Source organism: Paenibacillus sp. plas6 (assembly GCF_057221655.1).
Genome location: NZ_CM170151.1, coordinates 2,812,458 through 2,828,578, shown reverse-complemented (window position 1 = coordinate 2,828,578; position 16,121 = coordinate 2,812,458). Strand labels below are relative to the sequence as shown.

Below are 16,121 nucleotides of genomic sequence, written 5' to 3'. Positions count from 1 at the left end.
CAGGCTCGTTTGGCCAATGAATATCCCACAAAATTATAAATATCCTTTAAGTAGCGATCCTATTTGATTTTGCTTAGTTTCAATTTTCTTTTCAATTTCCTTTTGTAACTTTATTCTCTCCTCGATTTCCTTAACAATTGCTTCTTGCTCTTTTAACGGGGGAATCGGAATATAGTAATTCATTAATTCATCACTTGAAATTTTCACCATCGTCTGATTTTTTCCCTTAGACACATATTTAAAGTACAGTCTGCCGATAAAGGAATTGAACAGCAAGGCTAAATACTTTTTGTTCAGCACCGTTTCATCTAACTGAAGGCGAATATATAAGTCAGGATAAATAATATCTTCTGTTACTTCTGTTTCCACTACGCTAGCAAGCGCTACAAGATTTAAAGTATTGCCTCTGCTGACAAATAAATCACCTTCATTAATATAAAACTGCTCAATATTGTTCCTTGTTTTTGTTGTTGCCTTTGTTGGAGTAAGCTTTAACTGAGCATCGAAATCAAAATGTTCCTGCCCCAATACAGGAGTACCTTCGCCGCCAACAATTGACTCTGGACTCCAACCAATTTTTAAATCTACGATATACTTGCCTAATAAATCGATGCAGCTTAATCCTTGATATAAAGTCTTTTGCATCAACTGCATTTTATGCCATCTGTAGCTATGTCGAAGATGTCCATTTTGCACTGCAATGCTGCTAAGCTTTATATTAAAGCTGCTAACACGATCAAAATCTAGCAACTTGTCGATTTCGATTTGAAAATGATTAGCAAATACTTTATCTGTAATTTGCTTTTTGCTAACCTGTTGCCTTTTTAAATCATTAATTTCTTTTTCAATCTCCTTTAGGCTTTCAAGTATTTCGCTTTGCTTTGCAAGCAAAGTATCAATCGCATGTTTTGGGAACTCTAATGTTTTTAAATCATCTTCCTTTATCGCAGGAAAGCCTTTGCCTTGTCTTGATAGCGCACTGATCCGATCAAAAAAGAGCCATTTTAAGCTGTAATAGAGAAGTCGACTGTTTATTAACGGCTTAATTTGAATAAATGCTTTTGTAAAAAAGATCTCTTGCTTCTCGTCCTCCCTAATCAAAATCATTTTATTAAGATTAGGTCGAATCGTAGAAATAAGAATATTTCCTTTTGCGGGAAGAAAAATATATCCCTTCTCAATTTTTTTAAATAAGTCCTCGTTTAACTCATTTCTATCTTCAAATGATAAACTGACTGGTGAAACATCGCCTGCTTGCGATACATGTCCAATTTCAGCGTATAGAAAAGGAGCAGCTTCATCTAACTTTGGTATTGTAGGCTGAACAATTTCAAATAACGATTTATAGGAGTAAGTTTCTTCCGCTACCTCAGGGATTGATTTGATAAAGTTATTGTCAAATCTTACACTTGGTTCTGCTGCAAACATCGAGAAGCTTCGTTTTGTGTAATTCAATCCCAAATGACCTCCTGTCTCATCGCATCTAAAATATTCATAACCAAACTCTTACGCAGCAATATCTCCTCACTTCGATAACGATAAAGAACTCCGCCTTTTTTGAAGTGTTTAATTAATTGCTCATCGTTACGTTCCATATATTCTGCTTTAAGCTTATTTTGCTCATAGTACGTAGTTAAAAGTTGTTCAACCTCTAATTTTATAGCACGTAAGTTAGCCAATATTAGCTCTACACCTTCCAACAGCTCCGTCAGCTTCTCTAACCTTTTTTTAGTTTTATCAGCTTCCTTGTCACTATCGCTGCTCAGTAGCTCTGCTTTTTCTTTAAGCAATGTATTCTTCGTTTCTAAATAAACCGCGATTTCTTCAGTGTAGTTTGCAAGGACTTCATTGCAATCTAAAAAGGTTGGGGCATGCTCTATATCATAAAGCTCATTCGGCATCGGCTTATCACCTTTTTTTGAACGTTTATAACCTATATTTTCAGCTTCAGCCATAAAAATATCGTAGTTTAATGCTTTAGCAACTTCCCCAAATACCCACCACGCGTTATAGCAACCGAAAATTTCTGTTTCCTTTTCCAACTTAGAAAGATTAGTTATCTCCTCAGCATATTTAATAAGCAACTCCGTAATATCGAGTTCCTTATCTTCAGTCCGAATATAATCTTTAAGGAAGCGAAACAGGTGGTTGCGAATATTGATAATATTATTCTCTTGTATATTAATTTCCGCATCAAAAGACCATTTTTTGTTGATCGGTTTTCCTTCCACAAAGTACTGATAGTAATGTTTTACATTTGTTTTGAGCAAGCTCCATTCCTTTCCATATCTTTCCCATAACAAATTCCACTCTTCAATTTCAGCCTTTGTCTTCTTTTGCGCAAAAAGTATGCTCGTTTTTATTGTTGTATACGGTTCAAAGGTAATTTGCGGTAAGCTAATAATGGCTTTTACATTAAAATATTTGAATATAAATAAGCGAATATATTTATTCTCAATCGTGTCAAAGATACTTTCGGGAAGTACTACAGCAAGCCTCCCCTTTTCCTTAAGTAATTGGTGATACCGCTCAATAAATAAATTCTCTGAATTTCGCTTATCGCCAAAGATAAATGTATTTCTTATTTCTCGTTGACTTTGCGAATCCAACTCAACACTAAATGGCGGATTAGAAATAACTACATCAAATTTTTCGTTTACTTCTTTATCAAAATATAGGCAATCTGTAGTTGTATTTGCTAAATGACTTAGCTCGTTCTCCTTTGTGTAGAAACGAAATGGTAATAACCCGCTTTGAATAAAAATATTAGATGAGCCGTCACCATGTAAAATCATATTAACTTTCGATGCAGTGCCTAAGTCAAAGTTAATTTCTGATCCAAAAAGATACTCTTTTGCCCACTTATTTTCGTTATGATCTGGAGAAAATAACTCCTCAAACCGAGCGACAATTGATTGATTAGCTTTAAGTTTATGCCTCTGCCGATACTTCACTTCTTTCGTAATTAACTTCATTGCTTCAACGAGAAATGTACCGCTTCCTGAGGATGGATCAATAATGAACGGTAATTGCCTCTCCTTGTTTAACTTATCAATGGCTAGAACATCTAATTGCAGGGCATATAGGATAAATTTCACGATAGGAGTTGGTGTGAAAAACTGACCGTTATGTTGCTTAAAGCCATCACGCGTAATTCGCTCAAAAAAATCACCGAGTATATCTTTTCCATCTAGCGAACTGCGTCCCGCTAGCAGCGAAAATCTTTCTAAAACTTGCACAGTAAATATAAGTTTATTTAGCGGAAACTTATTGCGATTAATCACATTATCCTCGTTAATCTTTTGCTCGTCTGTTACGTTCAATTGATCTCGCAAAGCTCGCTTGTACAGACTATTAATTCTTTCAAACAGCCTATGCCCGCTCTCAATATTTTCACCAAATTGATAGACTTGGAATTGGTATTCCTCGCCCTCTTTTCGCTCATATTCATCCTGAATTTTAGCAAGAATAATATTTACTAAGGAGTAGAAAATATCACTATCATTTGTACCCCCGCCTCCCCACAGCACATTGTGAAGAATTCTTCCTAATCCATCAATTTCTTCGTGGCTTATTTTCACTCGTAAATCATGCTTATCGTCACCTTTTATAAGGGGCTGTTTTCTCGGCTCGCCATATCCTGCAGTCAACTCTGAGCCAATCGAAATAAACCCGTCCGCCTCCCATTTCTCATAGGTAGGATACTTTACAAAATCTATTACAATTGCTTTATCGATAAGCTGACCTTCTTGCAGCTCGACCGAATAATATACGATATATTTAACTTTCTTTTTATAGTCCTGCTCCTCAGCTTGCGCTAAAGTAAAAAGCTGCTCTTCAATTTCCGCTCGATCTTTCGCATATTTGCCAGGTGCCTTTACTTCGATAAAAAAGAACGGATTGCCTTCCTCATCCTTGACAAGCAGATCAATACTGCTCTGGTTACTTTTGCTATACCCAGCTTTTAAGCTATATTCCTTATCAGTTTCTAGCATCTCAGGCTTGTAATGGAGCTCATTAACTAAACGATCTATTAAAAACGCTCTTACAATCTCTTCGTTGCCAGTTAAGACTTGTAAGCTTCTATTAAGCTTAATTTTTTTAGAATAATTAACTGTGCCTTCATTAAGCCTAATTTCTGCTGCCTTATACTTTTGGCGAGCTAGTTTAGTCTCAATAACTTGTTGCCAGGTTGTCATGTAACTCCCCTTTCTTAACGCATAGCCAGTACAATTAATTTCCAGTTTTCTTACAATTTTTCAAGAACTGCCCCCATCATAACATACAATTTTTTTCTACGCACTAAACTGCATTACACTTTTCACAAGCAAAACCTATGAAATTATACGCTCAAGCGTAAAAAGGCGATGCAGAATTTCAGCCTGCATCGCCATATTTTCGCCGCTTAATCATTTAATAGCTATTTGATTCCGATATTGGTTAAATATACGGAACCCTTCTCTGTTTTATCAAAAACAAAACTTATTTTACTTATGTTTTGCGATTCAAACTGAGCATTTGCCTTTGTAAACTCTGACAACTGAATTGAAAAATATTGAAAAATCGGTTCTTTCGTAGGCATAAATGAAGTAAATGGTCTTTTTACAATATCCCCCTCAAACATTGGCAATAAAACACCAATATCGCTTAATGGCAAACTTGCTATATTTCCGCTGCGATCCTCTACCTGCACAGATAAATCTAGCAGCGCAGTGTCCTCCTCACGTTTTCGTTCATCACGGTCAGCTATAGAGAAAACAATAGAGCTGTTTTCATCTGTAGTCAGTTCAATAGTAGGCAAATCCACACTATAGCTAGGAAGTTCTTCCGTCTTGGAACGATCCCATTCCAGCCTTACTGCGCGTCGGACTCCATCCATATATTTCAACTTAACGTTCTCTTCTCCCCACTCCTGCAATGCATTACCTACTAATTTACCGCCTTTTAACGTAGTCGTAGCATAATCGAGATCTTCAGTAAAATTAGCTATCTTAACCGTATTCCCATCCCAATAATCACTAATATACATCGTGTCTGGCAGCCAATCCTTAGCATAGCCAAGGTCTTGGAATACTTGGCGATATTCTGTTTTTTGTTTTAATGTAGCTTCTAGAAATGAAGCAATAAGCACTTTAGCAATTTGCAGTTGCTCATCCTCAGGCATTAGTTTTGCGATATTATATAGCTTATTGCCAAAACCGACTCCGTCATGTCTGCCCCATGTCGTATTAAACTGCCCATGATTAGCACCATAAATATAGACGGCAGATTTAAAGTGCGGACTATTTTCTGTGAAATCAATTCTTTCATATTGATTTACTGTATCAAATGAGCTTACATCCATATCATGTGAGCCTTGAATCGCTAAATAACTAATATCCTGTAATTGTGTCGCTTGACCGCCTGGCTTATACTGACCGTCAGTGCCTGCGATTGAAATAATCGAACGAATATTAAAATGATAATCAAATGGAATATTGCCATCCTCAGGCAATGAAGACAACTGATTATATAGGGCGGCTACAGCTACTGCCTCTCCACCGCGTGAATGACCAATTAAAGCAATTTGGCTCATATCTACATTTCCAAAAAATGGATTTTTATTTGTTTTATTCCACTCATTCCATACCTTTAAATGCTCTAAAATTAGCCAGCCGCGTGCTCGATTTTCCTTCTCCAATACTTTCAGCATAAATAAGTCATTATAAGGAGATGTATTAAGAAAATTCTCGTCAATCGAGACAAAGATATACCCTCTGCTTGCAAGCATTTCTCCTAAATAATCATATCCCGGATCTGAGTAATCCGTCGCTAAGTGATTGCCATGTACAGCAATAACTAAAGGAAAACTCCCTTCTCCTTCAGGATACCAAACGAACCCATTAAGCGGCATTTGCTCTGGTCCAAAGCCAAATGTCTTTGTGCGAATGGACGACCAATTTTCTACAAATGACGAACCATCAACTGGAGTTGTTATTAGGGAATCTTCCGCATTAAATTCCTTGCGATAGCTATCCGCACTTCCGTAAGTTAATGTCTTCACTTGATAAGAGCCTGGTTCAGTTGGATTAGCTAAATTCGTCGCATATTTTTCCGCGGTTTTTATCGCTTTCAACTGATACTGGCTTGGCAATTGCTTATCGCCATTATTAAACAACCAGAAGCTCCCGATGATCATATAAATTAGTGCTAGGCCTGCTAGAGTCCCTGTTACGATTTTTGATAATTTACTTGATCGGCTAAACTGCCCCCTTACGATACGCAAAATCAACATTCCAATAAGTGAGAAAGAAACAACGATCGATAGCGTAACGATAAACATTACTTGCATCGGTCCAATAAAACAGAGGAAGATTAGCATAAAACCGGTCAATGCAATCCATAAATAAAGTGAAGGTAATTTGTTCAGCAACTTTCTCAGCCAATAAATAATCAATGTAATAAGACCTGCTACAACAATTATTGCAACTAAAGCAATAATTGTGCCAATTATATAATCTGCAATTCCACGATCACCGATCATGTAATATCCTTGAAAAAAGAAAAGGATGAAAGCAACTAAGGATAAACCGATTGCAGCCCCTTTCCATCCTGTGGAAAGCATTCGCCAATGTTCAACAACGTTAAACCATTTTTTTAATTTATTTTTTCTACTATTTTCAGACATTCATTTCTTACCTCTTTTCAAAACGGTACACATAATTTATAAAGCCATCTTCATCAGGTTTTTTAGATAAAGGTGTAAAGCCCGCTGACAAAAATAATCGTTTACTCGCTTCGTTTGTATAATAAATACCAGCTACAATTTGCGTAATATGAGTGTCTTTATATCTACTTATCACTTGCTGCAGCGCCTTTTTTCCGTAACCTTTACGTCTATGCGCCGGGTTTATCAAAATTGAAACAAAAAGTAAATTTTCTTCGACTTCTGCGTCTAATTTACCGATAAACTCATCGTTACATATAAGCATCCAAGAGTTATAATTTTCATTTAAAGCGACATAATGGATAAAATCTTCTGTGAGCTCTTCAACATGAAAACTATCTACATCACTGTACCAACAATTCACTAGTGGAATATGCTCAAGTCCAACGTCTTGAAATATAAGCTCTTTCAATGTTACTTAACCCTCCAACTCCCATAAATATATGTGTCATTTTCTATTACACTTATTACTCTTTCTCTTTTAGAATAATAGAGGAAGAAGAATCAATTGATTAATTATATGCGTTGCAATATGTGCAAGCATTGCATAGGCAAGCCCATGCTTCCAATATAAATATCCGAAGCCAATACCAGGGACAAAGTTAAGCAGTAACGTGCGTGTAACAATTAACGGACTTAATCCTAGCATTTGTGCCGTTGCAGGAAGATGTCCGGCTGCAAAAACGAAAGCTGCGATTACAATACCGATAATATAAATTGCATTGCTCTGTGTCGATTTGGTTGCTTTACTAGCAAGCCAAATAATAAACGTCATTAACCCTAGACGTAGAAGAATCTCCTCAATAACCCCTCCGTATAATAAACTGCCAAGAAAGTAAAGTCCGGAAAACTCATAATTCGTATCTAAATTTAACGCTTTGGCAAATATGAATTTTTCAGGAATAGCTATAAAACTAGCTGATAACAAAGCAACTACTAGCGCAGCAACAATGCTTTTTCCATTTATATTTAACGGCTTATTTAAGCCTACTTTCGGCGCAGCCCATAATCCTACTAATGCTGCTATCGCCGCCAAAAATGCGGTTTGCATCATAGCAGCAATAATGAGTACTTGGGTTGAACCTGCTTGCGCAATAATCTGCTCTTTCAATTCAGGGGATAACGTACCAACTTGTTGCGCTCCTAATACTCCTCCTGCCACCAAGCCAAAAAGAAAAACTGCAATTACTTTTTTCAAGGATAGTGCTGCCAATACTTTTTTCATGTTACCATCTCCCAACGTTCTGCTTTAATTAAAGGATATCTGCTCCAGCCAGTTGATTCAAAGGAACGTTAGTTGTATTAAGCTTTCACATTTAACAATTGGTTGAATATGCCAACTAAATTAAAAATTTGTACTAGACTATCGCTTACTTTTATTCCAGCTTCTTTATATATGAAAATTACACTTCGTTTAAATATTTAGCCATAAGCTCGGATAGATTTCGTTTGATACATTCCAATAGTTCTGACGGTCCTTTCACCGTCACTTCCTTGCCCAAGCCAATAAAGAAATTCGCAAAATACGGAATATCAGTTTTCAGAATATCGCCTTCCAGCCACCCTGTTCCATCATGTCGAATATGGAGCTTGGAGCTGGTCCATAGTTCAGCCTCACAAACTTGAACTCCCCCTTTCGTTAGTTCCGCATAAAGCGGGACATACTCCCGTTCTGCCGAGTCAATCCATTCTCTATTCCCAAGGTGAATATGCCAAAGGTCAATAGGTGTAGTCGACGAATGATCGACAGAATGAATTCGGTCACAGCGGAAGACACGGATCTCTTCATTCTGGTAGCAATAGGCGGGACAGTACCACAGTCCGTTCCTTGTATATATCCCGATCGGTTGTATCTCTCGATTTGATTGTTTTTCCCGAGACTCGTAATTGATAAGCAGCACTTTTTGCTCTATGGCTGCGTCGAGCAAGATCGATAAATACGGAGAGCTGACACTTCTGAAAGGAGTTACAAAATCAACACGATTTTTCATCTGATCAATCCGCTCTCGCGTATCTTGAGGCATATAGTAATAAAATTTGCTTAAAGCCGATGACGATGAAGTTTCAAACGGAAGAGATGAATAGTGACGAAGTGCATGAACTGCAAAAAAAAAATAGCAATTGCTTCTTCCTCAGAGAAAGCGATAGGAGGCAGCATTCTTTCATTCAACACTCGGTAACCGCCATGAGGCCCTACTTCCGAATATAAGGGCACCCCTAATTCGCTCAATTCTTGCAAATCCCTTAAAATCGTTCTTTGTGAAACGCCGAATTGTTGAGCAAGCTCCTTAACAGTAAACTTCCGTTTGCGATTAACAGTCATCATTAATTCCATCAGTCTTTTTGATTTAGACATAGCTTTCCTCCGTTTACTATATTTATGACAGTATTTGTCACTATTATCAGTTACTATTGAAGCAAAGACTAGTTGTTCTTACGAACGACCGGTAAAAGGAGTGATCACTTTCCTTAAACTAAACGTATTGGTATGCAAATTAGTGACGAAGACGTTTCGCAGTAAGTTAATTGAGACAAGTTACAAAGAAAGGAGAAAACCTTATGCTTAATTCGCATGAAGACCGTACAGTAACAAGGAAATATTTTAAATCGGGTAATCTTACTCTTTCATACCTTGACTATGGTGGAGAGAGTAAAAATATATTGCTAATGTTGCACGGTCATATGAATGATGCTAGAACATTTTCCAATCTGGCATCTAAGCTGCAAGGTTGGCGAATGATTAGCTTAGACCAACGCGGACATGGATGGAGTGATCATTCCCCTGATAAGGATTATTCCCGAGAAAGTTACGTAAATGATATATTTCACTTGATTCAGCAAGAACTAAGCGGACAGGCTGTTACAATATTGGGTCATTCCTTAGGAGGGTTAAATGCCTATCAGTTTGCCGCACGCTACCCTAAACTGACTAGAGCCGTTATTGTAGAAGATATTGGTGCAGAAATTACAACCGATATGTCTTTTGCCGAGAATTTGCCTCAACGTTCTCGTTCACTTGACGAGCTACGAGAATCCCTCAAACATGCAGGCATTAAAGCTATTGATTATTTTTCAGAAAGTGTGTTAGAAGATGAACAAGGATGGGGCTTTCTTTCAGATCTGAAGGGGATGAAAATTTCTGCACAAAATGCTAGCGGGATTTGGTGGGAAGACTGGTTGTCCTCTACTTGCCCTATCTTACTTATTCACGGTAAAAAAAGCTTCATTTTGAACTTAAGCCAAGCTGAACAAATGGCAGCAAAAAGACCAAACACCGAGCTTGTCGTTTTTGAGCAATGCGGCCACGGAGTACATTCTGATGACCCGAACGGCTTTTATCAGGTCGTAAAAGATTTTCTCGATGTGATAAAGCAGTGACTTCCGTTTGCTTAAAAGCTGGAGAAGGACGATATCCAAACCCTTCTCCACTAAAATTCAAATATACTAACCTCTCCATCAATCTTTACTTTACACCACTGCTTAGATATTATTGATGAAATCTTTTGCCAAACTCCACGACATCAGCATTATAGGGAAAGGATTGTCTGGGTTATGACGATTATTTAACTAATCCCTTGTAAATACTGCTCAACAATTTTTCTTGCCTCATCAGTTGAGGTCGTTTTCATTAACTGGTCTTTTAACTGAGTAGCACCAGGAAAGCCAGTTGCATATATTTTGAAGAAGCGCATTAAATGAACAAAAGGACGCGGAGCTTCAATCGAATATTTGTCATATAAATCTAAATGTAATTTTAATAAGTTAATCCGTTCTTCCATGCTATGTTCAGTTGGCTCTTGCTCAAAGGCAAACGGATTGGCAAAAATTCCTCTGCCGATCATAATGCCATCAACCTCATATTGCTCTGCCAGCCTTAAGCCTGTTGCTCGATCAGGAATATCTCCATTTATCGTTAATAACGTATGCGGGGCAATTTGATCACGAAGCTTTTTTATTTCAGGAATAAGCTCCCAATGAGCTTTAACCTTGCTCATTTCTTTTTTTGTGCGTAAATGAATCGACAAATTAGCAATATCCTGCTTAAAAATATGAGTGAGCCAATCCCGCCATTCATCGACATAGGAATAACCTAGTCTTGTTTTAACGCTAACAGGCAGTCCGCCCGTTTTTGCTGCCTGAATCAGCTCTGCTGCTAATTGCGGTCGGAGAATCAAGCCACAGCCTTTACCTTTAGCAGCCACATTATGAGCAGGACATCCCATATTTATATCTATCCCTTTAAATCCTTGCTCGGCTAAATACATACTCATTTCCTTATAATAGTGAGGCTTATCTCCCCATATATGCGCTACAATCGGTTGCTCATCCTCGGTAAATACTAATCTACCGCCTTCTGTAAACACACTATTAGGATCACAAAAGCTCTCTGTGCTCGTAAACTCTGTAAAAAATACATCTGGTCTGCCCGCTGCACTTACGACATGACGAAACACAACGTCAGTAACATCTTCCATCGGTGCAAGTATAAAAAAAGGACGAGGTAACTCATTCCAAAAATTACTCATTGCGATCTATGACATTCCTCTCATCAGCTAAAATTACTAAATCAGTATTATATCATATTTTCTCATTGCAGTACTTCCCTTCCTCTAACATTTACTGTAAAAGAAATTCCTCTATCTTTTATCTGCCTCTTTGCAAAACTTTAGAGAACTAAATGTACTCCGCTTGTTTTTTGCTCAAGCATTTTTTTCAACATCTCAGCAATTTGCACAGCACCCTCTTCAGGAGTTGTACCGTATTGATGAATATTAGAAATTACATTTCGATCTGACTCAAGCATCCCGCTTCTTGGCTGATAACCCATATAAGCGCTCATCGAGGATGATGATTTTAGTCCCGGCCTTTCGCCAATTAATAAGACAAGCACATCCGGCTTTAATATGTCGCCGATCTGGTCCATTATGGCAACACGTCCTCCCTTAACAAAGATCGGAGTGCCTGCAGATAAGCCAAGCTTATTTAAGTTAACGATTAAATTGGGATAAACAATTGCTAAATTATGTTCGATTGCATTGGCACTTAATCCATCAGAAACGACGATTTGTACTTGTGCTCCATGCAGACATTGCCTGCGAAGCACTTCTGCACTTTCATCTGTCAAAATTCTCCCCATATCTGGTCGTTTCAAATAATTTTCTTTATTTTCGTATTTGGTTTCCACTTGAACGAGTGAAAATTGCTGCAGCAACTTTGGTGAAACTTCACTATACACACTGTCAACAGCGGCAGCATGATCGATGCGAAACTTTAACATTTCCTTGGTAAGCGGTCTTGTTCCGGAACGCCATACGCCAATACGCGCTGGTGTAGAGCTTAACAGATCCTCTATCATTTCCGTGCTATTCGGCTTAGGAACGTTTGAGCGCTTTGCATCATGTACAATTTTAACTTGAACCTCTTTATTTATTACACTCATACCACTGCACTCCTAACTGATGATTGGAAGATTGATGGATCCCCTGCAATTGAAGTAAGTTTACCATTTGCCATAATGCCCATTGATTCCAACCATTTCTCGAAAGCTGGCGCTGGTCGTTTTCCTAACGTTTCTCTTAAAGTTGCTATATCGTGAAAGCTAGTTGACTGATAATTTAGCATAACATCGTCAGCCATTGCGACTCCAATAATGTAATTCACTCCAGCAGCGGCAAGCAGCACTGCTAAATTATCCATATCATTCTGATCAACCTTCATATGATTTGTGTAACAAACATCTACACCCATCGGTAGCAAATGAAGTTTTCCCATAAAATGATCCTCAAGCCCTGCACGAATGACCTGTTTACTGTCATATAAATATTCAGGACCTATAAAACCAACAACTGTATTAACTAGGAATGGCTTAAATCTGCGAGCAAGACCGTAGCAGCGCGACTCTAACGTAACTTGATCAATATCAAAATGTGCATTCCCCGACAATTCAGAACCTTGACCTGTTTCGAAATACCAGCGGTTCGGACCAGTTGCTGTACCTTGACTATGAATTAAATCGTCGGCCTCCTGCAGTAAAGCTAAATCAATCCCAAAGGAATGGTTGCCTGCCTCTGTTCCTGCTAAGCTTTGGAACATTAAATCTGCTCGACCGCCTTGCTCAATTGCCCGCATTTGCGTTTTGACATGTGCTAACACGCAATTTTGCGTAGGAATATGATATTGATCAATAACTTCCCGCGTCATATTCATAATTGCCTTAACACTGTCTGCTGTATCAATAACTGGATTAATGCCAAGCACGGCATCCCCGATTCCATAGCTTAGAGCCTCGAAAAGAGATGCCTTTATGCCTTGTACATCGTCAGCAGGATGATTAGGCTGAGCCCGCCCTGCGAGTACTCCTTTTTGACCAATTGCAATATTACACTCGGTAATTACCTCAATCTTTGAAGCTGCTTGAATCAAATCAAGATTGCTCATAACTTTTGTCACTGCTGCAATCATCTCGCTTGTTAAGCCGCGTGAAATCGTCGCTATTTGAGAAGAATCTGTCTTTGATGCCAGCAAAAATTCTCGCAAATCTGCGACTGTCCAGTTGCGAATGCTGCTGTAAATTTTTTTGTCCAAGTCCTCTTCAATAACTCGTGAAACTTCATCATGCTCTGGAGCTAATAATGGATTTTCATAAATGTTTGAAAGAGTAAGTTCAGATAAAACCCATTTTGCTGCCATACGCTCCTTAGCATTTTCTGCACTGATTCCTGCTAATTGATCACCTGACTTTTCCTCATTAGCTTTGGCCATAACCTCCTTCAAATTTTTAAATTGATAAGTTTGACCAAGCACAGTTGTTTTAAGCTTCATAATTTACCTCCTGTCTTTTGAAAATATACTCATAAATGCAGCTGACTCGTTAATCCATCACTTTTAAATTTGCTTTCAAATGGCTTTATATCTAAATTACAAATACCTTCTATTTTACGAAGATCATCGAACAGATATGGTATTTTTCTGAATTTTCTGAGTTTTATTTTTATCATTAAATGTAAGAGCTTTTCATCTTCATCATTACATTGTTGCTTTTGGCAAGTTGATATATGAAGTACACTGGCTCCATAATATTCGAATTGAGATAGTACAAGTTGCAACTTACCTGGGGAATCTGCCATACTTAATGTAACTTCCAGCTCTTTTCTTTTTCTAACTAAATATTTTTCAAACTTATTCAGGACAAACAGATTAATTAATACAAGTAAAGCCGTTAAAAAAGCTCCGTAGTAAAATCCCGCTCCTACAGCTAAACCTAAAGCTGCCACAACCCATAATGAAGCGGCTGTCGTAAGACCCGAAATCGACATTCCATTGCGAATAATCGTGCCAGCTCCGAGAAAACCAATGCCGCTAATGACTTGTGCTGCCAAACGAGCAGGGTCCATTCGCACATTAGCTTCATAAGCAAACTCACTAAAACCATAAATCGATAACAACATAATAAGGGCAGAACCTAAGCAAACTAATATATGCGTACGAAATCCCGCTGCATGATCGCCCCATTCTCTTTCAAGACCAATCAAGCCGCCAATTACTAGCGCAAAGACAATGCGAAGCGTTAACTCTGTTGGGCTAATTTCCCATATGCCCGGTGTAATCACCATTCCCGGATTCATTGCTAATCCTCTAGCGAACAAAAGTATCTTTGACGTTTATCAAAATAAACTATTTCTTTATAGCCAGTTCTTTTCGCTAGATCAGCAGCCTCATCCAACATCGTGCCAATATCATCTGGATAGTGAGAATCAGAGCTTAACGTAATTGGAACCCCATGTTCATATAGCTTGCTCAAAAATGTCGGACTCGGGCACATTTCCTTAACTGGATAACGATATGCTAGTCCTGTGTTGATTTCTGAAGCTACTCCTGCTTGCTTCAATGTTCTTGCTACATCATCATACATCTCTACTAACAATGCTTCATCTGGACGATAGTTAAATACTTTTAAGTTATCAAGATGGGCAATAATATCAAATAAACCAGAATTAGCAGCAGCTTTTACATGTTCAAAGGAATATTTATACAGTTCTACTAAGTCTTTTGTTTTAAAAATATCCTGTACCTCCGGATTATCAAATCCCCAACCATCAATAAAATGAACACTTCCAATAATATAATCGAACTCATATTGAGATAGCAGCTCTTTTAATTCTTCTTCTCCACCTGGAAAGTAATCTGCCTCGACACCTAAAGCAACTGGAAAGCCTTTTTGCTGCATTCGACGCACAAGCCCAATAAAATCCTCGATTGAGCACATTTGCACGCGATCAAACCAATATCTTTGCAGTTTTCCAAGCTTGCTATCATCCATTAATATATATTTTTCGTAATAGCCTCGAAATTCCTTAAAGCGATACAAATGATCGACAATTCCAAATTTCTTAATACCTTTTTTCTGACCTTCAATAAAATATGCCTCTAACCAACGCTCGGTGAAACAACCTTCCTCCAATCTTTGCTCTAATCGCTTCACCTTATGTTTAATCCAATCTAATGTGTTTCTTTCGCTATCCGGTTTTATTTCGCCAGGTACTACCTCCAATGCTTTTGCTGTTCGCTCCAACCACTTAAATGAATATGGGCCTTCCTCAAGATGAAAATGAAAATCAACTTTCACGTTTATGCCTCCTCGTCTGCGATGTAAAGTGTAATGTCACGCTCACTCATATAATTTTTCCATTCATCACTGCACTTACTGTCTGTTACAATCGCATATACATCGTCCAATGAACAAATATTTGCGAAAGTTGGCTTGCCAAATTTCGAGGAGTCTGCTAAGAAAATCGTTTCATCTGCTCGCTCCATCATTTTTCGGGAGATTGTCGCTTCGGAAAGCTCATAATCTGATATTCCATCAACTAATGAAATCCCTCCAGCAGATATAAACGCCTTATTCACTCTTAGTTGATTTAGTGTCAGTTCTGCAAGTGGACCGGATGCAGATTTCTGATGCTTATTCACCTCTCCGCCAACGAAGAAGATACGACCTGGAAAAACCTCAAATGCTAACCAAAGAGCAGCAGTTGAATGTGTAACCAAAGTTACATCAGTACGATCTGTTAAATTTCGAATAATCTCTAACGCAGTCGTCCCATTTCCCAGCATAATGGTATCGCCTTGTTTAATTAATGAAGCAGCAAACTTCCCGATAGCTGCCTTTTCAGATGCATGAAGCAGTGTCTTTTCGTCAAATGGAAGTTCAGAGGAATCAGCCCTAACTTTAACAGCTCCGCCGTATACTTTTTTCAGCTTTCCTTCACTGCCTAGACGTTCCAAGTCACGACGAACCGTTTCAGTGGAAACATCAAATTCCTCTGCTAATATATGAACTTGAACTTTTCCTTCTCGATTTAAATATTCGAGTATTTTCTTTTTTCTTTTCTCATATGATAATGACATTACATTC

General features: G+C 38.1%; 12 protein-coding genes and 1 pseudogene. 1 reads left to right on the top strand and 12 read right to left on the bottom strand.

The genetic code is table 11. The annotated features are described in order from the left end of the window. Positions 1-33: 33 nt before the first annotated feature. The 6 genes and pseudogenes from AC2TDL_RS12700 to AC2TDL_RS12675 all read right to left on the bottom strand — a co-directional run bounded on the left by AC2TDL_RS12700 (position 34) and on the right by AC2TDL_RS12675 (position 9,062). Positions 34-1,455 (bottom strand): restriction endonuclease subunit S, encoded by a 1,422-nt coding sequence (locus AC2TDL_RS12700; RefSeq protein WP_484696464.1) that lies wholly within the window; start codon positions 1,453-1,455, stop codon positions 34-36. Continuing rightward, positions 1,452-4,199 (bottom strand): type I restriction-modification system subunit M, encoded by a 2,748-nt coding sequence (locus AC2TDL_RS12695; RefSeq protein WP_484696463.1) that lies wholly within the window; start codon positions 4,197-4,199, stop codon positions 1,452-1,454. The genes AC2TDL_RS12700 and AC2TDL_RS12695 overlap by 4 nt, the downstream gene beginning before the upstream one ends. A 221-nt stretch (positions 4,200-4,420) precedes the next feature. Then, positions 4,421-6,667 (bottom strand): MFS transporter, encoded by a 2,247-nt coding sequence (locus AC2TDL_RS12690; protein WP_484696462.1) that lies wholly within the window; start codon positions 6,665-6,667, stop codon positions 4,421-4,423. 7 nt (positions 6,668-6,674) lie between these two features. Continuing rightward, a complete protein-coding gene (locus AC2TDL_RS12685) occupies positions 6,675-7,118 on the bottom strand; it encodes a GNAT family N-acetyltransferase (RefSeq protein ID WP_484696461.1) in 444 nt (147 codons plus the stop codon). Between the two features lie 69 nt (positions 7,119-7,187). Continuing rightward, on the bottom strand, positions 7,188-7,931 hold the full coding sequence (locus tag AC2TDL_RS12680) for a CPBP family glutamic-type intramembrane protease (RefSeq protein ID WP_484696460.1): 744 nt from the start codon (positions 7,929-7,931) through the stop codon (positions 7,188-7,190). A gap of 178 nt (positions 7,932-8,109) precedes the next feature. Beyond that, positions 8,110-9,062: pseudogene (locus AC2TDL_RS12675) on the bottom strand (helix-turn-helix transcriptional regulator). Positions 9,063-9,265: 203 nt separating this feature from the next. On the opposite strand from AC2TDL_RS12675, the gene AC2TDL_RS12670 reads away from it, so the two are divergent. After that, positions 9,266-10,084 (top strand): alpha/beta fold hydrolase, encoded by an 819-nt coding sequence (locus AC2TDL_RS12670; protein ID WP_484696459.1) that lies wholly within the window; start codon positions 9,266-9,268, stop codon positions 10,082-10,084. Positions 10,085-10,269: 185 nt separating this feature from the next. Here AC2TDL_RS12670 and AC2TDL_RS12665 read toward each other — a convergent pair whose 3' ends face one another. The 6 genes from AC2TDL_RS12665 to AC2TDL_RS12640 all read right to left on the bottom strand — a co-directional run bounded on the left by AC2TDL_RS12665 (position 10,270) and on the right by AC2TDL_RS12640 (position 16,114). Continuing rightward, positions 10,270-11,232 (bottom strand): tRNA dihydrouridine synthase, encoded by a 963-nt coding sequence (locus tag AC2TDL_RS12665; RefSeq protein WP_484696458.1) that lies wholly within the window; start codon positions 11,230-11,232, stop codon positions 10,270-10,272. A 140-nt stretch (positions 11,233-11,372) separates the two neighbouring features. Next, entirely contained in the window at positions 11,373-12,146 is a 774-nt protein-coding gene (gene eutC / locus AC2TDL_RS12660; RefSeq protein WP_484696457.1) for an ethanolamine ammonia-lyase subunit EutC, read from the bottom strand. Continuing rightward, positions 12,143-13,528: an ethanolamine ammonia-lyase subunit EutB gene (locus AC2TDL_RS12655; protein ID WP_484696456.1), complete on the bottom strand. Its 1,386-nt coding sequence runs from the start codon at positions 13,526-13,528 to the stop codon at positions 12,143-12,145. The genes eutC and AC2TDL_RS12655 overlap by 4 nt, the downstream gene beginning before the upstream one ends. Before the next feature lie 29 nt (positions 13,529-13,557). Further along, positions 13,558-14,331 (bottom strand): MgtC/SapB family protein, encoded by a 774-nt coding sequence (locus AC2TDL_RS12650; protein WP_484696455.1) that lies wholly within the window; start codon positions 14,329-14,331, stop codon positions 13,558-13,560. A gap of 2 nt (positions 14,332-14,333) precedes the next feature. Next, complete coding sequence (locus AC2TDL_RS12645; RefSeq protein WP_484696454.1) at positions 14,334-15,332, bottom strand: histidinol phosphate phosphatase domain-containing protein; 999 nt, start codon at positions 15,330-15,332, stop codon at positions 14,334-14,336. A 2-nt stretch (positions 15,333-15,334) separates the two neighbouring features. After that, on the bottom strand, positions 15,335-16,114 hold the full coding sequence (locus tag AC2TDL_RS12640) for a DeoR/GlpR family DNA-binding transcription regulator (protein ID WP_484696453.1): 780 nt from the start codon (positions 16,112-16,114) through the stop codon (positions 15,335-15,337). Positions 16,115-16,121: the final 7 nt, after the last annotated feature.